This is a genomic window from Pseudomonas sp. 06C 126, from assembly GCF_001855215.1.
GTDB lineage: Bacteria > Pseudomonadota > Gammaproteobacteria > Pseudomonadales > Pseudomonadaceae > Aquipseudomonas > Aquipseudomonas proteolytica.
This window is the reverse complement of record NZ_MIFU01000088.1, coordinates 16776-36340: the sequence shown is the minus strand read 5'-3', so window position 1 is coordinate 36340 and position 19565 is coordinate 16776. Positions and strand designations below refer to the sequence as shown.

General features: G+C 59.6%; 18 protein-coding genes. 11 read left to right on the top strand and 7 right to left on the bottom strand.

Annotated elements, in window-relative coordinates:
* The first annotated feature begins 164 nt into the window (after positions 1–164).
* The 3 genes from BHC62_RS15910 to BHC62_RS15900 are packed head-to-tail and all read left to right on the top strand — an operon-like array spanning position 165 to position 3411.
* A complete protein-coding gene (locus BHC62_RS15910; protein ID WP_029298330.1) occupies positions 165–638 on the top strand; it encodes a MarR family winged helix-turn-helix transcriptional regulator in 474 nt (157 codons plus the stop codon).
* Positions 639–679: 41 nt separating this feature from the next.
* Positions 680–1882 (top strand): efflux RND transporter periplasmic adaptor subunit, encoded by a 1203-nt coding sequence (locus BHC62_RS15905; RefSeq protein ID WP_070995478.1) that lies wholly within the window; start codon positions 680–682, stop codon positions 1880–1882.
* Positions 1882–3411, top strand: a complete 1530-nt coding sequence (locus BHC62_RS15900; RefSeq protein ID WP_029298326.1) for a DHA2 family efflux MFS transporter permease subunit — start codon at positions 1882–1884, stop codon at positions 3409–3411. Before BHC62_RS15905 ends, BHC62_RS15900 begins: the two co-directional genes overlap by 1 nt.
* A gap of 136 nt (positions 3412–3547) precedes the next feature.
* On the opposite strand, the gene lpxH is transcribed toward BHC62_RS15900, so the two are convergent.
* On the bottom strand, positions 3548–4297 hold the full coding sequence (gene lpxH, locus BHC62_RS15895; RefSeq protein ID WP_070995477.1) for a UDP-2,3-diacylglucosamine diphosphatase: 750 nt from the start codon (positions 4295–4297) through the stop codon (positions 3548–3550).
* Complete coding sequence (locus tag BHC62_RS15890; RefSeq protein ID WP_029299465.1) at positions 4294–4797, bottom strand: peptidylprolyl isomerase; 504 nt, start codon at positions 4795–4797, stop codon at positions 4294–4296. The genes lpxH and BHC62_RS15890 overlap by 4 nt, the downstream gene beginning before the upstream one ends.
* Positions 4798–5044: 247 nt before the next feature.
* Between BHC62_RS15890 and BHC62_RS15885 the strand changes: the two genes are divergently transcribed.
* Together BHC62_RS15885 and cysS are read left to right on the top strand one after the other, a co-directional pair.
* Positions 5045–6745 carry a glutamine--tRNA ligase/YqeY domain fusion protein gene (locus tag BHC62_RS15885; protein ID WP_029299467.1) on the top strand — a complete coding sequence of 567 codons (1701 nt, stop codon included), beginning with the start codon at positions 5045–5047 and terminating at the stop codon, positions 6743–6745.
* 21 nt (positions 6746–6766) lie between these two features.
* Positions 6767–8149, top strand: a complete 1383-nt coding sequence (gene cysS / locus BHC62_RS15880) for a cysteine--tRNA ligase (RefSeq protein ID WP_070995476.1) — start codon at positions 6767–6769, stop codon at positions 8147–8149.
* Between the two features lie 133 nt (positions 8150–8282).
* On the opposite strand, the gene BHC62_RS27450 is transcribed toward cysS, so the two are convergent.
* Positions 8283–8642: a DUF6124 family protein gene (locus BHC62_RS27450; RefSeq protein WP_071610042.1), complete on the bottom strand. Its 360-nt coding sequence runs from the start codon at positions 8640–8642 to the stop codon at positions 8283–8285.
* A gap of 322 nt (positions 8643–8964) precedes the next feature.
* Positions 8965–10785: a sigma-54-dependent Fis family transcriptional regulator gene (locus tag BHC62_RS15875; protein ID WP_070995475.1), complete on the bottom strand. Its 1821-nt coding sequence runs from the start codon at positions 10783–10785 to the stop codon at positions 8965–8967.
* A gap of 290 nt (positions 10786–11075) precedes the next feature.
* Between BHC62_RS15875 and BHC62_RS15870 the strand changes: the two genes are divergently transcribed.
* From BHC62_RS15870 to BHC62_RS15845, 6 genes are all read left to right on the top strand, one after another.
* Entirely contained in the window at positions 11076–12170 is a 1095-nt protein-coding gene (locus BHC62_RS15870) for an ABC transporter ATP-binding protein (RefSeq protein WP_029293318.1), read from the top strand.
* Positions 12170–13267, top strand: coding sequence for an ABC transporter ATP-binding protein (locus BHC62_RS15865; protein ID WP_070995474.1), 1098 nt, complete (start codon positions 12170–12172; stop codon positions 13265–13267). Before BHC62_RS15870 ends, BHC62_RS15865 begins: the two co-directional genes overlap by 1 nt.
* Positions 13264–14130 carry a carbohydrate ABC transporter permease gene (locus BHC62_RS15860; RefSeq protein ID WP_029293322.1) on the top strand — a complete coding sequence of 289 codons (867 nt, stop codon included), beginning with the start codon at positions 13264–13266 and terminating at the stop codon, positions 14128–14130. The genes BHC62_RS15865 and BHC62_RS15860 overlap by 4 nt, the downstream gene beginning before the upstream one ends.
* 10 nt (positions 14131–14140) lie before the next feature.
* Positions 14141–14941: a carbohydrate ABC transporter permease gene (locus BHC62_RS15855; protein WP_017735079.1), complete on the top strand. Its 801-nt coding sequence runs from the start codon at positions 14141–14143 to the stop codon at positions 14939–14941.
* Positions 14942–14951: 10 nt separating this feature from the next.
* On the top strand, positions 14952–15224 hold the full coding sequence (locus BHC62_RS15850) for a DUF2160 domain-containing protein (protein ID WP_029293327.1): 273 nt from the start codon (positions 14952–14954) through the stop codon (positions 15222–15224).
* A gap of 166 nt (positions 15225–15390) precedes the next feature.
* Positions 15391–17133: an ABC transporter substrate-binding protein gene (locus BHC62_RS15845; protein WP_029293329.1), complete on the top strand. Its 1743-nt coding sequence runs from the start codon at positions 15391–15393 to the stop codon at positions 17131–17133.
* A 73-nt stretch (positions 17134–17206) separates the two neighbouring features.
* Here BHC62_RS15845 and BHC62_RS15840 read toward each other — a convergent pair whose 3' ends face one another.
* The 3 genes from BHC62_RS15840 to nuoN all read right to left on the bottom strand — a co-directional run bounded on the left by BHC62_RS15840 (position 17207) and on the right by nuoN (position 19564).
* Positions 17207–17521, bottom strand: a complete 315-nt coding sequence (locus BHC62_RS15840) for a DNA-binding transcriptional regulator (RefSeq protein WP_070995473.1) — start codon at positions 17519–17521, stop codon at positions 17207–17209.
* On the bottom strand, positions 17518–17862 hold the full coding sequence (locus tag BHC62_RS15835; protein ID WP_070995472.1) for a toxin: 345 nt from the start codon (positions 17860–17862) through the stop codon (positions 17518–17520). Before BHC62_RS15835 ends, BHC62_RS15840 begins: the two co-directional genes overlap by 4 nt.
* 238 nt (positions 17863–18100) lie before the next feature.
* A complete protein-coding gene (gene nuoN, locus BHC62_RS15830; protein ID WP_029293335.1) occupies positions 18101–19564 on the bottom strand; it encodes an NADH-quinone oxidoreductase subunit NuoN in 1464 nt (487 codons plus the stop codon).
* Between the last annotated feature and the right edge of the window lies 1 nt (position 19565).

The window sequence follows — 19565 nt, the reverse complement described above, 5'->3', positions numbered from 1 at the left end:
GCAAGCCAGCTCCCACATTTGTTTTGTCGTGGATTCAGAACCTTCCCATGGCTCCAGTCATCGCCTGATTACCAAGCAACCTAACTATTTATTTGACATTCGCTGCCTAGGCAGTAATATTTGGTCACATATTCACTGCCTAGGCAGTAATAAGGTGACTTTCGATGAAACACTTCACCCCGGAAAACTTCCACAACTGCCATCTGGGCCTGTTGCTGGGGCGCGCCGCGATTCTCAAAGACCGCATCATCGACACCCATATGGAACCCCACGGCATCACCGCCGCGCAGTTCAAGGTGTTGATTATCATGGCCCAGTTTGGCGTCGATACCCCGGCGGAGCTGTGCCGCAATCTGTCCCTGGACAGTGGCTCGATGACCCGCATGCTCGACCGCCTGGAGCAAAAACACCTGCTGGCACGCAAGCGTTCCGAGCAGGACCGGCGCCAGGTGCAGCTTGTGTTGACCGCCGACGGCCAGCGCCTGGCGGACATGTTGCCGCAGATCGGCGCCCAGGCCCTGAACCAGCTGGCTGGCGTGCTGGAGCCGGGGGAATTGCAGACCCTGGAATACATCCTCAAGAAAATCCTGATCGCTGCGGGTGACCCCATCACCCTGCAACGGGTCGGGACTCAATGAACACGCCAGTCACGCGCGCTGAATAACGCAAGGTATTTGTCATGGCTACTGCCCAAGCAAACAACACCGCACCCTCCCAACCCGACGACAGCAACCCGCGCAAACGCAAGATCATGTTGCTGGGCCTGGCGCTGATCGTCGTGCTCTGCGTCGTCGGCGTCTGGGGCTGGCACGAGCTATATGGCCGTTGGAGCGAAAGCACCGACGACGCCTACGTGAACGGCAACGTGGTGGAAATCACCCCGCTGGTCACCGGCACCGTGGTCAGCATTGGCGCCGATGATGGCGACCTGGTCCACGAAGGTCAGGTGCTGATCAACTTCGACCCCAACGACGCGGCCGTCGGCTTGCAAAGTGCCCAGGCCAACCTGGCGCGCACCGTACGCCAGGTGCGCGGCCTGTACAGCAATGTGGATGGCATGAAAGCCCAGGTTCAGGCGCAAAAGGCCCAAGTGCAAACTGCCCAGGACAACTTCAACCGCCGCAGGATCCTCGCCCAGGGTGGCGCGATTTCCCTGGAAGAACTGTCCCATGCCCGTGATGCCCTGAGCGCGGCGAGCAACTCACTGGCCAACCTGCAACAGCAACTCAATACCTCCACCGCGCTGGTGGATGACACGGTGATATCGTCCCACCCGGATGTGCAGGCCGCTGCCGCGCAGTTGCGCCAGGCCTACCTGGCCAATGCGCGCAGCACCTTGATCGCCCCGGTCACCGGCTATGTGGCCAAGCGCACCGTACAGCTGGGGCAGCGGGTCGAGCCGGGTACGGCGTTGATGGCGGTGATTCCCCTGGACCAACTGTGGATCGACGCCAACTTCAAGGAAACCCAACTGCGCCAGATGCGCATTGGCCAGCCGGTGGACATCGAGGCCGATATCTACGGCAGTGATGTGAAATACAGCGGCACCGTCGACAGCCTCGGCACCGGCACCGGCAGTGCGTTTGCCCTGCTGCCGGCACAGAACGCCACGGGTAACTGGATCAAGATCGTGCAACGGGTGCCGGTGCGCATCCATATCAATGCCCAGGAGTTGGCCCAGCACCCGTTGCGGGTGGGGTTGTCGACCCAGGTGGAAGTCAACCTGCACGACCAGAGCGGCCCGGTGCTGGCGCAGCAACCGCCGCAAAAGGCCTCGTTCAGCACCAATGTGTACGACCGCCAGTTGGCCGAGGCCGACGCGATGATCACCCAGTTGATCCATGACAACAGCGTGGCCGCGCCCAAGGCAGCACAACGCTGATGAGCAATAACGCCTCCTTCACGCCGCCCAGCTTGCTGATGGCCACCATTGGCCTGTCCCTGGCGACCTTTATGCAGGTGCTCGACACCACCATCGCCAACGTGGCGCTGCCGACCATCTCTGGCAACCTGGGGGTGAGTTCGGAGCAGGGCACCTGGGTCATCACCTCATTTGCCGTGAGCAATGCCATTGCGCTGCCTTTGACCGGTTGGTTGAGCCGGCGCTTTGGCGAGGTGAAGCTGTTTTTGTGGGCCACGCTTCTGTTTGTGCTGGCCTCGTTCCTGTGTGGTATCTCCACCTCGATGCCCGAGCTGATCGGCTTCCGGGTGCTGCAAGGCCTGGTGGCGGGGCCGCTGTACCCGATGACCCAGACCTTGCTGATCGCCGTCTATCCACCCGCCAGGCGCGGCATGGCCCTGGCACTGCTGGCGATGGTCACGGTGGTCGCGCCGATTGCAGGTCCCATTCTTGGCGGCTGGATCACCGACAGCTACAGCTGGCCGTGGATCTTCTTCATCAACGTGCCCATCGGGATTTTTGCGGTGATGGTGGTACGTTCGCAGCTCAAGAAGCGGCCGGTGGTCACCAGCCATCAGCCGATGGATTATGTCGGCCTGTTGAGCCTGATCGTCGGGGTCGGTGCCTTGCAGATCATCCTCGACAAGGGCAACGACCTGGACTGGTTCGAATCCAATTTCATCATCATCGGCGCGGCCATCTCGGTGATCGCCCTGGCGGTGTTCGTGATCTGGGAAATGACCGACAAACATCCGGTGGTCAACCTTCGCCTGTTTGCCCACCGCAATTTCCGCATCGGCACCATTGTGCTGGTGCTGGGCTATGCCGGGTTCTTCGGGATCAACCTGATCCTGCCGCAATGGCTGCAGACGCAGATGGGCTACACCGCCACTTGGGCCGGTTTGGCCGTGGCGCCGATCGGCATCCTGCCGGTGCTCATGTCGCCCTTTGTCGGCAAGTACGCACACAAGTTCGATTTGCGGCTGCTGGCCGGCCTGGCGTTCCTGGCGATTGGCCTGAGCTGCTTTATGCGCGCCGGTTTCACCAATGAAGTGGACTTCCAGCACATCGCCCTGGTGCAACTGTTCATGGGCATCGGTGTGGCGCTGTTCTTTATGCCGACCTTGAGCATCCTGATGTCCGACCTGCCGCCGCACCAGATCGCCGACGGTGCGGGCCTGGCGACCTTCCTGCGAACCCTGGGCGGCAGCTTTGCGGCATCGTTGACTACCTGGATCTGGATTCGCCGGGCTGACCAGCATCATGCCTACATGAGCGAAAGCATGAGTGTGTACGACTCGGCCACCCGCGAGGCGCTGAACACCCTGGGCGGTGCGGGCCACAAGGCCTATGCGCAACTGGACCAGGTGCTCACCAGCCAGGCATACATGATGTCCACCGTGGACTATTTCACGCTGCTGGGGTGGATGTTCATGGGCTTGATCCTGCTGGTGTGGCTGGCCAAGCCGCCGTTTACCGCGAAGGCAGGGCCGGCGGCGTCGGGTCACTGATCTTGCAGCGCACGCGGTCAAAAATGTGGGAGCGGGCTTGCTCGCGAATGCGCTGTGTCAGTCACCTAAGGTGTCGACTGACACAGCGCATTCGCGAGCAAGCCCGCTCCCACATTTGATTCGTGTTGTTTGTAAGTCAGGCGCCAGGCAACGCCAACTGCGGGTTGACGAAGTCAAACGCCGCCAATTGAAACCCTTGCTCATCTACCTGCAACGCCCAGCCTTGCTTGTCCCAATCCCCCAGCACAATGCGCTTGGCCGCCTGCTCGCCAATCTGCAATTTGTGAATGGCCGGGCGGTGGGTGTGGCCGTGGACCAGGGTGCGCACGCCGAACTGCTGCATCACCCGTGGCACTTCCTCGGGCGTCACATCGACAATATCGTTGGCCTTCATGCGCGTCTGCGCACGGCTTTCACTGCGCAGCTTGCGCGCCAGTTTATGGCGAGTGCGCAAGGGCAGGTGGCGCAGGATAAACAACACAATGGGGTTACGCAGGATGCGCCGCAGCTTCATATAGCCGAGGTCGCGGGTACACAGGCTGTCGCCGTGCATCAACAGCACGGGCTCGCCATACATCTGCACGACGCTGGGGTCCTTGAGCAAGGTCGCGCCTGCTGCTTTGCAGAACGCCTTGCCGATCAGGAAATCCCGGTTGCCATGCATCAGGAATACTTGGGTGCCACTGTCGCTCAACTCACGTAGAGCGGTGCAAATCGAACGCTGGAACGGGGTCATGCCATCGTCGCCAATCCAGGCTTCGAAAAAGTCCCCCAGGATGTACAACGCTTGCGCGTCACGGGCGCGGCCGTGGAGTAAATCCAGAAACGCCCGGGTAATATCCGGGCGCTCCTCTTCCAGATGCAAATCTGAAATCAGCAATATCACGCAATGATCTCGGCTTTCTCGATGATCACGTCTTCTGCTGGTACGTCCTGGTGGCCGGACTTCATGGTGGTGGAGACACCCTTGATCTTGTCCACGACGTCGGTGCCTTCGGTGACTTTACCGAATACCGCGTAGCCCCAACCCTGTACGGTCTTGGCGCTGTGGTTCAGGAAGCCGTTGTCGGCCACGTTGATAAAGAACTGCGCGGAGGCCGAATGCGGCTCCATGGTACGGGCCATGGCGACGGTGTACTTGTCGTTGGAAAGACCGTTGTCCGCTTCGTTCTGAATGCTTGGGCGCTTGTCTTTCTTTTCTTTCATGCCAGGCTCGAAACCGCCGCCCTGGACCATGAAGTTGCCGATGACACGGTGGAAAACAGTGTTTTCGTAGTGGCCGGCGTTCACGTACTCGATGAAGTTGGCGACGGTGATCGGCGCTTTCTCGGCGTTCAGCTCGATGACGATGTCACCGTGGTTGGTGCTCAGTTTGACTTGAGTCATGTTCACTACTCTTTCAAGGAATTCGTGGGTTCTGGCGCGTCACACGCCAGCACCTGTCTGGCAAGACATTGCCAAGGCGCGCAGTTTAGCGTGCCCTGCAGGAATTTCGAGGTGGTTTTTTACCGCCCATGCAATAAATGCAGCAGTTTTTGAGCATGCCCTGTCAGGTGCTTGACAGCATCGGCTATGATAAGCCCTTTGTTTGTCTGGCCTGACCCGGCCACGTACCTGTCTGTTCAAGGATCCTATGAGCAAGCCCACTGTCGACCCTACCTCGAATTCCAAGGCCGGACCTGCCGTCCCGGTCAATTTCCTGCGCCCGATCATCCAGGCGGACCTGGATTCGGGCAAGCACACGCAGATCGTCACCCGTTTCCCGCCTGAGCCCAACGGTTACCTGCACATCGGCCACGCCAAGTCGATCTGTGTGAACTTCGGCCTGGCCCAGGAGTTCGGTGGCGTCACGCACCTGCGTTTCGACGACACCAACCCGGCCAAGGAAGACCAGGAATACATCGACGCCATCGAAAGCGACATCAAGTGGCTGGGCTTCGAATGGTCCGGTGAAGTGCGCTATGCCTCCAAGTATTTCGACCAGTTGTTCGACTGGGCCGTGGAACTGATCAAGGCCGGCAAGGCCTACGTTGACGATCTGAGCCCGGAACAGGCCAAGCAATACCGTGGCACCCTGACCGAGCCGGGCAAGAACAGCCCGTTCCGCGACCGTTCGGTAGAAGAGAACCTGGACTGGTTCACCCGCATGCGCGACGGCGAGTTCCCGGACGGCGCCCGCGTACTGCGCGCCAAGATCGACATGGCCTCGCCGAACATGAACCTGCGCGACCCGATCATGTACCGCATCCGCCACGCCCATCACCACCAGACCGGTGACAAGTGGTGCATCTACCCCAACTACGACTTCACCCACGGTCAGTCGGACGCCATCGAAGGCATCACCCACTCCATTTGCACCCTGGAGTTCGAAAGCCACCGTCCACTGTACGAATGGTTCCTCGACAGCCTGCCAGTACCGGCGCATCCGCGTCAGTACGAATTCAGCCGCCTGAACCTCAACTACACCATCACCAGCAAGCGCAAGCTCAAGCAACTGGTCGATGAAAAGCACGTGTTTGGTTGGGATGACCCACGCATGTCGACCCTGTCGGGCTTCCGCCGTCGCGGCTACACCCCGGCGTCGATCCGCAACTTCTGCGAGATGGTCGGCACCAACCGCTCCGACGGCGTGGTCGACTTCGGCATGCTGGAATTCAGCATCCGCCAGGACCTGGACCACAATGCCCCGCGCGCCATGTGTGTGCTGCGTCCGTTGAAAGTCGTGATCACCAACTACCCGGAAGGCCAGGTCGAGAACCTCGAACTGCCGCGTCATCCGCAAAAAGAAGAACTGGGCGTGCGCAAGCTGCCGTTTGCCCGTGAAATCTACATCGACCGCGATGACTTCATGGAAGAGCCGCCAAAAGGCTACAAGCGCCTGGAGCCCAACGGCGAAGTGCGCCTGCGCGGCAGCTACGTGATCCGTGCCCTTGAGGCGATCAAGGACGCCGATGGCAACATCGTCGAACTGCGTTGCTCGTACGATCCCGACACCCTGGGCAAGAACCCTGAAGGCCGTAAGGTCAAGGGCGTGGTGCACTGGGTGCCGGCAGCCGCCAGCGTCGAGTGCGAAGTGCGCCTGTACGATCGTCTGTTCCGTTCGGCCAACCCTGAGAAGGCCGAAGACAGCGCCAGCTTCCTGGACAACATCAACCCTGACTCCCTGCAAGTACTTACGGGTTGTCGTGCCGAGCCATCGCTTGGCGACGCACAGCCGGAAGACCGTTTCCAGTTCGAGCGCGAAGGCTACTTCTGCGCAGATATCAAGGACTCGAAACCAGGCGCTCCGGTATTCAACCGTACCGTGACCTTGCGTGATTCGTGGGGCCAGTGATCAAGTCTTAAGGGAAACATCGTGCTAACGATCTACAACACGCTCAGCAAGACCAAAGAAGTCTTCAAGCCGCTGGATGGCAACAAGGTGCGCATGTACGTGTGCGGCATGACCGTGTACGACTACTGCCACATCGGCCATGGCCGCAGCATGGTCGCCTTCGACCTGGTGACCCGCTGGTTGCGTTTTAGCGGCTACGACTTGACGTACGTGCGCAACATCACCGACATCGACGACAAGATCATCAATCGCGCCAATGAAAACGGCGAGTCGTTCGACGCGCTGACCGAGCGCATGATTGCTGCCATGCACGAGGACGAGGCGCGCCTCAACATCCTCAAGCCGGACATGGAGCCGCGTGCCACGGACCACATCCCTGGCATGCACGCGATGATCCAGACCTTGATCGACAAGGGCTACGCCTACGCCCCGGGCAATGGCGACGTGTACTACCGCGTCGCCAAGTTCATGGGCTACGGCAAGCTGTCGCGCAAAAAAATCGAAGACCTGCGCATCGGTGCACGCATCGAAGTCGACGAAGCCAAGCAGGATCCGCTGGACTTCGTGCTGTGGAAAGGCACCAAGCCGGGCGAGCCGAGCTGGGAGTCGCCGTGGGGCGCCGGGCGTCCGGGCTGGCACATCGAATGCTCGGTGATGTCCACCTGCTGCCTGGGCGAGACCTTCGACATTCATGGCGGCGGCAGCGACCTTGAGTTCCCGCACCACGAAAACGAAATCGCCCAAAGCGAAGCGGCCACCGGCAAGACCTACGCCAACGCGTGGATGCATTGCGGCATGATTCGCATCAACGGCGAGAAGATGTCCAAGTCCTTGAACAACTTCTTCACCATCCGCGACGTGCTGGAAAAGTACCACCCGGAAGTTGTGCGTTACCTGCTGGTGTCCAGCCACTACCGCAGCGCCATCAACTACTCGGAAGACAACCTCAAGGACGCCAAGGGCGCCCTGGAACGTTTCTACCATGCGTTGAAAGGCCTGCCAGTTGTTGCGCCGGCCGGTGGCGAAGCATTTGTTGAACGCTTCACCACCGTGATGAACGACGACTTCGGCACCCCCGAAGCCTGCGCCGTGCTGTTCGAAATGGTCCGCGAGATCAACCGCCTGCGCGAGAGCGATCTGGATGCAGCGGCTGGTTTAGCGGCCCGTTTGAAAGAGCTGGCCAGCGTGCTGGGCGTGCTGCAAATGGAAGCCGACGACTTCCTGCAAGCCGGCGCCGAGGGGCGTGTGGACGCAGCCGAAGTCGACGCACTGATCCAGGCCCGCTTGAATGCCCGTGCCAACAAGGACTGGGCAGAATCCGACCGCATCCGCGACCAACTCACCGCCATGGGCGTGGTGTTGGAAGACGGGAAGGGCGGGACGACCTGGCGCTTGGCTGACTGACGGCTGATTGCTTCAAGCTGAATAAAAACGCCCCGACTGGTTCGGGGCGTTTTTATTTGTGCAGGTTTTGCCGATCAACACTGCTCAACTGTAGGAGCTGGCTTGCCAGCGATGGCGGACGGGCTATCGCAGACTAATCTGGATTGTGAGTGGGCCTTGTTCTTTCTTGCTCAGTTCCACATTGAACGACGGCGCTGTTCACCAATAGCTCAACTCCCTCCAGCATCCGACAAATTCCTAGCGCCACACGCCGTGCAGTGCCGTCTACTTCAAAAGCCAAATGGGTTGCCAATACTTGAGCCGATGCAAGGTCTTCCGAGGCGTTGATCAACAATACCTCTGCATTTAACCCTTCGCGCACGGTGAAAAGGCGGTGGTTTTCAGTAGGCCGCTTGGTTTCGGCAGGAGGGTTGAGATAGTAGTCAATCGCTCGTTGAGCAGCTGCCTGAAGCGAGGTTGAGTCTAACGGCGGGTTTGGGCTGTGTTTGATCATGGCAAGGCTCCCAGAGTTATGGAACTGCTACCCATCGCTGCGAAACGATACCTGGGTGGCAGCTGTACGCAGGTTCGCAGACCGGGACTCTAGGAACCCGGCATACCCGAAGGTATCCCGCGCACAGCCGCCATGACATCAGGCATAAAAAAGCGCCCGTTATCTTGTGGTGGACGCTGTGCGTCTAGAGTTTAACCGGGCTGCGAAACCCGGTCGCTGAATTTGCAGCGACTGCCGAAGATTATTGGGGCATCTTCCGAGCAGCAACCCTAAAACACTGTCGGATAAATCTGAGGCTGGCTGCCCGTAGGGGCGGTTACCGTTACGTAGCGGCGCGTAACCGCTTGTACAAGGTATTGCGGCTGACCCCCAACTCGCGCGCCAAGTGGGAGATATTGCCGCCGACCGCTGCCAGTCGCTGCTGAAGGTTTTGGCTATCGTCCAGATCGCCCATAACCGGCGGTGCGCTGGGCGAGGCTTGGCCCAGGTCGACAAAAAAATCATCGGGCAGATGCTCCGGGCGGATCGGCTGGTCTTCGGCCATGGCCAGCGCCACCTGCATCACGCTGCTGACCTGGCGCAAGTTGCCTGGCCAAGGGTGTCGCTCGAATAACGCCAGCACTTCAGTACTGAGCCCGGCCCACTGCGTGGGTTCGCGGTGCTGTTGCCACAGTTGCTTGAACAGCGCCTGCTTGTCACTGCGTTCGCGCAGGGGGGGCAGTTCCAGGGTCAGGCCGCCGATGCGGTAGTACAAATCCTCGCGGAACCGCCCGACCTGCACCTGCTCGCGCAGCGAACGGTTGGTGGCCGAGATGATGCGCAGGTCCACCGGGAACAATTCGCTGCTGCCCACCGGTTGCACGCAGCGCTCCTGCAATACCCGCAGCAGCCGGGCCTGGGTTGGGAGGGGCATGTCTCCGATCTCATCGAGAAACAGCGTGCCTTTGTCAGCCTTGCGGATCAGGCCGATGCTGCCCTTTTGATTGGCGCCGGTGAACGCGCCTTTTTCGTAGCCAAACAGCTCCGATTCCACTAACTCGGCCGGAATTGCCGCACAGTTGACCGCGATAAAAGCCTGCTGGCTGCGGGAGCTGGCCTGGTGCAGGGCTTTGACAAAGACTTCCTTGCCCACGCCGGTTTCTCCATGGATCAGCAACGGGATGTCTTTTTCCAGCAGGCGTTCGGCCTGGCGCACGGCTTTTTCCACGCGGCTGTCGCCAAAGTGCAGGGTCTTGAGACCGATGGGCACGGCGGCCGGCTCGCTGAAGACCCTGGCCTGCACCGGCGCCTGCTTGGGGCGTTTGAGCAGGCACTGGAAACGGTTGCGCCCCGCAGCTTGCAGGGCGAAGGGCAGGCCTTCGGGTTGGTTGAGCAGCTCCAGCAGCGAGACCTTGAACAGGCTGTCGATCATCACCCGCGACAGGCTGATGCCCAGCAGGTTGTCGGCGCGGCGGTTGGCTGACAGCACCTGGCCGCTTTCATCAAAGATCAGCAGGCCGGCCCATTGGCTGTCGAGGTTGTTCAGACCGGTGTTGAAGGTCAGTTGGAAGTGCTCGCCGCCAAACAGGTTGAGGATCAGCCGGTTTTCCACGGTCTGGCTCATCATCTTGACCATGCCCAGGGTGTGGGAGGGCGGCAGGTAGCTGTCGCTGGACACATCCAGCACCGCGATGATTTCGCGGTTGGCGTCAAAGATCGGCGCCGCTGAACCGGTCATGAAACGGTTGGCCTTGAGGAAGTGTTCGTCATGCTCGATGTGCACCGCCTGGGCGCAGGCCAGTGCGGTACCGATGGCGTTGGTGCCGGTAGAGCGCTCCCGCCAACTGGCCCCTGCGCTGAAACCACGGGCGAGCTTGGGTTCGATAAAGCGCTGGGTGCCCCAGGAGGTCAGCACCTGGCCCTGGTTGTCGGCAAGCATGATCAGGCAGTTGGAATTGCTGAGGATGTTCTCGTAGTAGGGCAGCACTTCCTGGTGGGTGGTCTGGACCAGTGCGTGCTGGCTCTCCAACAGCTGGCTGATGCCCTCGGCGGGCAGTTGGTCGAAGCTGGGCGCGCTCTGGTGATCCAGGCCAAAGGCACGGCAGCGGCGCCAGGAGTCCTGGATGATGGTGTCGTGGGGCAAAAGCGGGGCAGGTGCGGCCATGGCGGTGACCTTCTTTTTATTGTTGTTATGAACCGTGCACCGCTCACCTTGTGGTAGCAGGCAAGCCTGCTCCCACAGGTTGAACGGTTTTGCTGAGCTTATTCAGTGTTGTTCAGAACTGTTCATTGTCAACCCGGAGGTTGTTCAATTGTTCAGTTATGAATGTTCATTTCTGTTCAGCACTGAGCAGTAGTTACGCCTAAGTCCCTATTAAATAAATACTTTTTGTTATTGGCACGAAACTCGCTCTGACCTTGGAAGAACAATTCCAATAAGAAAAAGGGCGTGTCATGTCATTGACCCTGGAACATGTGACCCGCGTTGTCGAAGGCCAGACCTGGATCGACGACGCCAACCTGCGCTTTGAAGCCGGCTCCTTCAATGTGTTGCTGGGCCGTACGCTGTCCGGCAAAACCAGCCTGATGCGCCTGATGGCCGGCCTGGACAAGCCTGACAACGGGCGCATCCTGATGAACGGCGTCGATGTCACCCACAAGCCGGTGCGCTTGCGCAATGTTTCAATGGTGTACCAGCAGTTCATCAACTACCCGACCATGACCGTGTTCGAGAACATCGCCTCGCCTTTGCGCCAGGCCGGGGTGTCCAACGAACTGATCCGCAGCAAGGTACTGGAAACCGCGAAGATGCTGCGCATCGACAAGTTCCTGCAACGTCATCCCCTGGAGCTGTCCGGTGGCCAGCAGCAACGCACGGCCATGGCCCGGGCGCTGGTGAAGGACGCCGAATTGATTCTGTTCGACGAGCCTCTGGTGAACCTGGACTACAAACTGCGTGAAGAGCTGCGTCAGGAAATGCGCGAGCTGTTCAAGGCTCGCAACACCATTGCCATCTATGCCACCACGGAGCCCAACGAGGCCTTGGCGCTGGGCGGCACCACCACCATCCTCCACGAAGGCCGGGTGATCCAGAGCGGCAAGGCCGCCGAGGTCTATCACCAACCGCAGACGGTATTGGCGGCCGAGCTGTTTTCCGAACCGCCCATCAACCTGATGCCGGGGCGTATCAGCGGTAATGAAGTGAGTTTCGCCAACGATGTGCACTTTCCGTTGAACGTGGACCTGCGCCCGATTGGTGAGGGCGAGTTCCGGTTCGGCGTGCGCCCCAGCCATATCAGCCTGGTGCCCAGCAACGACGATGACCTGGAACTGGCGGTAACCGTGGAAGTGGCGGAGATCAGCGGCTCGGAAACCTTCCTGCATGTGCGCAGCGAGCATTTCTTGCTGGTGCTGCATTTGCCGGGAGTCCACGAGTACGACGTGGATGCGCCGATCCGGATCTATATTCCGACCCATAAACTGTTTGTGTTCGATGGCCAGGGCCGGTTGGTCCAAGCCCCCGGGCGTCGTGTCGCGAGGGTTGCCTGATGGCCGAGATCCATTTGCAGAACCTGGCGCATAGCTACAGCCCTACACCTGCAGGGCCTGAAGATTACGCCATTCGCGAAATGAACCACATCTGGGAGCAGGGCGGCGCCTACGCCTTGCTCGGTCCTTCGGGCTGTGGCAAGTCAACCTTGCTCAACATCATCTCCGGCTTGCTCAGCCCTTCGGAAGGCCAGGTGCTGTTCGACAGCAAGGTGGTGAATGACCTTACCCCGGAAAAGCGCAATATCGCTCAGGTGTTCCAGTTCCCGGTGGTCTACGACACCATGACGGTGTTCGATAACCTGGCATTCCCCCTGCGTAACCAGGGGATGGCCGAGGCGAAAGTGCACAGCAAGGTGCAGGAAATTGCCGAAGTGCTCGACCTGCAGAACCTGCTGGGCAAAAAAGCCCGCAACCTCAGTGCTGATGAAAAGCAAAAGGTCTCAATGGGCCGTGGCCTGGTGCGCGATGACGTCTCCGCGATTCTGTTCGACGAGCCGCTGACGGTGATAGATCCGCACCTGAAGTGGAAACTGCGGCGCAAGCTCAAGCAGATCCACGAGCAGTTCAACATCACCATGGTCTACGTCACCCACGACCAGTTGGAGGCTTCGACCTTTGCCGACAAGATTGCGGTGATGTACGGCGGGCAGATTGTGCAGTTCGGCACACCGCGGGAGTTGTTCGAGCGTCCCAGTCATACCTTTGTCGGCTATTTCATCGGTAGCCCGGGGATGAATCTGATTGAGGTGCAGGCCGATGCAGGTGGGGTACGGTTTGGCGGAACACATCTGGTGTTGTCCGAGGTGCAGCAGCGGCAACTCGCGGAAAAGGACTACAAAAAACTCCAGGTCGGTATTCGTCCCGAGTTTATCCATGTCTGGGATGAGCCCAATACCGACGCGTTGCAAGCCGACGTCATACATGTCGAAGACCTGGGCACCTACAAGATCTTGACCCTCAACCTCGACGGCGCGCCGTTGAAAGTGCGTCTGGCCGAAGACAAACCGGTGCCCGAGGGCCGGGCCTCGATCAGTTTTCCGGCGCAATGGCTGATGGTGTATGCCGACGATTACCTGCTGGAGGCGCGGCCATGAACAAGGTGCAGAACAACAAGGCCTGGTGGCTGGTGTTGCCGGTGTTCCTGCTGGTGGCGTTCAGTGCGGTGATCCCGATGATGACCGTGGTCAACTACTCGGTGCAGGACATTTTCGATCAGTCCAGCCGCTATTTCGTCGGGGCCGACTGGTACAAACAAGTGCTGCTGGACCCACGCCTGCATGACTCGCTGCTGCGCCAGTTCATCTATTCGGCATGTGTGTTGCTGATCGAGATCCCCCTGGGCATTGCCATTGCCCTGACCATGCCCACCAAAGGCCGCTGGTCGTCCCTGGTGCTGATTGTGATGGCCATCCCGCTGCTGATCCCGTGGAACGTCGTCGGCACCATCTGGCAGATCTTTGGCCGTGCCGATATCGGCCTGCTGGGCTCGAGCCTGAATGCCATGGGCATCAACTACAACTACGCCGCCAACACCATGGATGCCTGGGTCACAGTACTGGTGATGGATGTATGGCACTGGACATCCCTGGTGGCGCTGCTCTGTTACTCGGGGCTGCGGGCTATACCGGATGTGTACTACCAGGCGGCGCGGATTGATCGGGCATCGGCCTGGGCCGTATTCCGACATATCCAACTGCCGAAGATGAAGAGCGTGCTGCTGATCGCGGTGATGCTGCGTTTTATGGACAGTTTCATGATCTATACCGAGCCTTTTGTACTGACCGGCGGTGGGCCGGGAAATGCGACGACCTTTCTCAGTCAGACCCTGACCCAGATGGCTGTCGGTCAATTCGACCTGGGCCCGGCCGCCGCGTTTTCCCTGGTGTATTTCCTGATCATCCTGTTGGTGTCCTGGCTGTTCTACACCGCCATGACCCACTCCGACGCCAACCGCTGAGGCCGCCAACATGAGCAAGCGCAAGGTCATTCCGCTGCTGATCTACATCCTGTTCCTGCTGGTGCCGATCTACTGGCTGCTGAACATGTCCTTCAAGAGCAACACCGAAATCCTCGGCGGCCTGACGCTGTTTCCGCAGGATTTCACCTTGGCCAACTACAAGGTGATCTTCACCGACCCCAGTTGGTACACCGGGTATCTCAACTCGCTGTACTACGTGAGCCTGAACACGGTTATTTCCCTGACCGTGGCGCTACCGGCGGCCTACGCGTTTTCGCGCTATCGCTTCCTTGGCGACAAGCACCTGTTCTTCTGGCTGCTGACCAATCGCATGGCGCCGCCGGCGGTGTTCCTGTTGCCGTTTTTCCAGCTGTATTCGTCCATTGGCCTGTTCGATACCCATATCGCCGTGGCCCTGGCCCACTGCCTGTTCAACGTACCGCTGGCGGTGTGGATCCTGGAAGGCTTTATGTCAGGGGTGCCCAAGGAGATCGACGAAACGGCCTACATTGATGGTTATAGCTTTCCGAAGTTTTTCGTGAAGATATTTATCCCGCTGATTGGCTCGGGGATCGGTGTCACGGCGTTTTTCTGCTTTATGTTTTCCTGGGTCGAACTGCTGCTGGCGCGCACCCTGACGTCCGTCAATGCCAAGCCGATTGCCGCCGTAATGACCCGCACCGTGTCCGCGTCGGGCATTGACTGGGGCGTGCTGGCGGCTGCCGGAGTGCTGACCATCCTGCCGGGCATGCTGGTGATCTGGTTTGTTCGCAACCATGTGGCCAAGGGCTTTGCCCTGGGCCGGGTCTGAGGAAACGATGATGGAATGGATGGCCTGGACCACCCCGACTGCGCTGTTTTTTGCGGCAATTGCCTTATTGCTGGCAGGCATGACCACGTGGGAACTGCGCTCGCCGAGCATTCCCCGGCGCGGTTTGTTACCGATCAGCACGACACGTGGTGATCGCTTGTTTATCGGTCTTCTCGGGAGCGCCTACCTGCATCTGCTGGTGATCGGCGTTACCGGCTGGAGCATCTGGGTGGCGTCCGCGCTGTCTGTGGTGTGGCTGTTGTCTGTGATGCGTTGGGGCTGAGGTGGTCCCCATACCCCTGTAGGAGCGAGCTTGCTCGCGAAAGTCGTCAACGATAACGCAGGTTGTCTGGATTAACGCGGTGTCTTGGGGTTTTTCGCGAGCAAGCTCGCTCCTACACGGGGCGGGGCTTCTGTCGGACCCGTCTGAAATCAACCAGGAGGTCTCTATGTTCGATAAAAACAATAAGCTGCGACATAGCATTTCATTGGCCGCCGTCTTGGCCCTCAGCGGTTTGAGTGCTGCGGCCTGGGCCGATGCGTACGAAGATGCCGCGAAGAAGTGGATCGGCAGCGAGTTCAAACCGTCCACCCTGACGGAGGCCCAGCAGCTTGAAGAACTGAAGTGGTTTATCAAGGCCGCCGAGCCGTTTCGTGGGATGAAGATCAATGTGGTGTCGGAAACCCTCACCACCCACGAGTACGAATCCAAGGTGCTGGCCAAGGCCTTCAGTGAAATCACCGGGATCAAGCTGACCCACGACCTGCTGCAGGAAGGCGACGTGGTGGAGAAACTGCAAACCCAGATGCAGTCGGACAAGAATATCTATGACGGTTGGGTCAACGATTCCGACCTGATTGGCACGCACTTTCGCTATGGCAAGACCGAGTCCATCACCGACCTGATGGCCAACGAAGGCAAGGACTTCACCTCGCCGACCCTGGACCTCAAGGACTTTATCGGCATCTCGTTTACCACCGCGCCGGACGGCAAGATCTATCAGTTGCCCGACCAGCAGTTCGCTAACCTCTACTGGTTCCGTGCCGACTGGTTCGAGCGCGCCGACCTCAAGGCCAAGTTCAAGGAAAAGTACGGCTATGAACTAGGCGTGCCAGTGAACTGGTCGGCCTATGAGGACATCGCCAAGTTCTTCAGTGAAGACGTCAAGGAAATCGACGGCAAGCGCGTGTATGGCCATATGGACTACGGCAAGAAAGATCCTTCCCTGGGTTGGCGCTTTACCGATGCCTGGTTCTCCATGGCCGGTGGTGGCGACAAGGGCCTGCCCAACGGCTTGCCGGTGGACGAGTGGGGGATCCGGGTCGAGGATTGCCACCCGGTGGGGTCTAGCGTGACCCGTGGCGGCGACACCAACGGCCCGGCTGCGGTATTTGCCACGCAGAAGTATGTCGACTGGATGCGTGCCTATGCGCCACCGGAAGCGGCAGGCATGACCTTCTCCGAGTCCGGGCCGGTACCGTCCCAGGGCAACATCGCGCAGCAGATCTTCTGGTATACCGCCTTTACCGCTGACATGACCAAACCCGGCTTGCCGGTGATGAACGCCGACGGCACGCCGAAGTGGCGCATGGCACCGTCGCCACGCGGGCCGTATTGGGAGGAGGGGATGAAGCTGGGGTATCAGGACGTGGGTTCCTGGACGTTCCTCAAGTCCACGCCTGAGAAACAAAAACTCGCGGCTTGGCTCTACGCGCAGTTCGTGACATCGAAAACCGTTTCCCTGAAAAAAACCATCGTCGGCCTGACGCCCATCCGTGAATCCGACATCAACTCCCAGGCCATGACCGACCTGGCCCCCAAACTCGGCGGCCTGGTGGAGTTCTACCGCAGCCCGGCGCGGGTGCAGTGGACACCGACGGGCACCAACGTGCCGGATTATCCGCGCCTGGCCCAACTGTGGTGGAGCCACATTTCGGAAGCCGCCAGCGGCGAGAAAACCCCGCAACAGGCGCTGGATGGCCTGGCCAAGGACCAGGACGCGATCATGACGCGCCTGGAGCGCTCCAAGGTGCAGCCGATCTGCGGACCGAAAATGAACCCCGAGCGCGATGCCCAGTACTGGTTCGACCAGCCGGGCGCACCGAAGCCGAAACTGGCGAACGAGAAACCCAAGGGTGAAACCGTGAACTATGCCGATTTGCTCAAGTCGTGGGAGGCGGCGCGCAAGTGAGGTAGGGCGGATAGCAAAACGGCACCGTGAGGTGCCGTTTTTGCTGATGTGGGAAAGATCGCTTCACCTACGATCAGCTAAGCAACGCCAGGCGCTCCACCGTATCCGGAAATTTTGATACCAGACGAATCAACGTGGCTGCCTGGGCATTGGGGCGTGCGCGACCTTGCTCCCAGTTTTCCAGGGTGCGTGTATTGGTGCGTAGGTACATGGCAAATACAGCACGGGAAAGATTGAGTTGTTGTCGCACTGCAATCACGTCTTCAGCGGTAAGAGGGGCCAGTTTGTTTTGCTGCACGGTATGAGTACGTAGGGTGACCTTGCCTTGGCGCTCGTTGGCCAAGGCATCGAAGCCTTCGACCAGTTCGGAATAAATGTCACGTTTCATGTGAATCCTCTCGCGTTGATTTCCCTGTCCAGCAGTTGCTTGAGGGCTTTTTTATGTTGTGGGCTCAAGTCGCTTTGCTCGTGCTTGCCGTACAGCGTGAACAACCAAAATTGAGTGCCGCCTGACCACCAGTAGTAGATGACGCGTAATCCACCCCGTTTGCCTTTGTTTCGTCGTTCATCGACGAAGCGCAGCTTGCGTAACCCACCGGTGCCTTCCATCACGGCTCCCGCTTCGGGGTTCTTCATTAGCTCTTGTTGAAAGCCGTGAAACAGTTCGTCAGTCAGGTAGTCCTTGCGGTACCGCTCAAAGGGCGGCAATTCGATAAATAGAGCATCCATGTTCTGTACGTAGCCTGCGTATAGTTTGGTGGCCCATCTGCCAGGGGTCAAGTGAGCCTGACGTGGGATTCTTCCTAAAGCGCATACACCATACGAGCGGCTCTGGCAGGTATATGCCAGACACGGAGGCATTTCAGTAAGGAATATTCCTTGAGCTGGGCAGGGAGCTTGAATCTTTCCCAGAAACGCAAAACGGCACCCTAAGGTGCCGTTCTGTTTACTGCTTGAGCTTAAGCGATCAACCCGCCATCACCGCATGCTGCACCAGGGTGAGCAACGGTTGTGGGTACACGCCCAGGAAGAATGCCAGCAGGGCGATAGCCAGCAGCATCACGCCGCCTGCTTTCTGTTCCCAGTGCAACTCGGCATCCACACGGCGCAGGTTTGGCTCGATCAGGTACAGGGTGACCATCACGCGCAGGTAGTAGAACACGCCGATGGCACTGCCCAGCACCAGGGAGGCAACCAGCCACCACTCGTGGGCTTCGACACCGGTCGCGACGATGTAGAACTTGCCGATAAAACCTGCGGTCAGCGGGATGCCGGCCAGGGACAGCATCATCACGGTCAGCACGGCGGTCAGGTACGGACGGCGCCAGAACAGGCCGCGGTATTCGTACAGGGCGTCGGCGTCACGGCCTTTGTAAGGCGAGGACATCAGGGTAATCACGCCAAACGCGCCGAGGCTGGTGATCACGTAGGTGACCAGGTACACGCCGATGGCTTCCACGGCGAGGCCTTTGCTCGCCACCAGGGCGATCAGCAGGTAGCCGAAGTGGGCGATGGACGAGTAACCCAGCAGACGCTTGAGGTTGTTCTGGGTCAGGGCCAGCAGGTTACCGAACAGGATCGACGCAATGGCGATCACGGTCAGCACGTCGCTCAGCACGCCGGTGTTGGCGGCAGGGGAGATCTGGAACAGACGCACCATCACCGCAAACACTGCAACCTTAGAGGCGGTTGCCAGGAACGCGGCCACTGGCGCCGGGGCGCCTTCGTACACGTCTGGGGTCCATAGGTGGAACGGTACCAGCGACAGCTTGAACGCCAGGCCGATCAGCATCATGGCCAGGCCCAGTTGGGCGATGGGCGCAGGCATGCTGGTGGTGGCCAGGGCGTGGCCGATACCGCTGAAGCTCAGGCTGCCGGCTTCGGCGTAGAGCAGGGCCATACCGAACAACAGGAACGCGGAACCGGCGGCCGACAGCACCATGTACTTGATGCCGGCTTCCAGGGAGCGCTTGTTGAAGAAGGCGTACGCCACCAGGCCGTAGGTCGGGATCGACAGCAGTTCCAGGCCGATGAACAAACCGGCCAGGTGCTGCGCGCTGACCAGCACGATACCGCCGGCCGCAGCCAGCAGGATCAGCAGGTACAGCTCTTCGCGGTTGCCCGGATAGCCGGTGCCGCCTTCGCCGAGGTAAGCGTGGGCGAGGGTGACGCAGGCCAGTGTCGCAACGAGGATCAACGCGGTGTACAGCAGCGCGAAGTCATCGATCATGACCAGCGGGGTGACCGCCAGCGGGGCGACCTTGAGTGCCGGGATAATCGACAGCAAGGCCAGGTTCAGGCCTGCGGTGGACAGCAGGAACGTCTGCGAGTGATTGCGGCGCCAGGCGATTGCCAGCATCACCACCACAATGGTGAGGCTGGTAATCAGCAGCGGCGCAAGCGCGATAAAGTGTTGGATCGTGAATTCCATA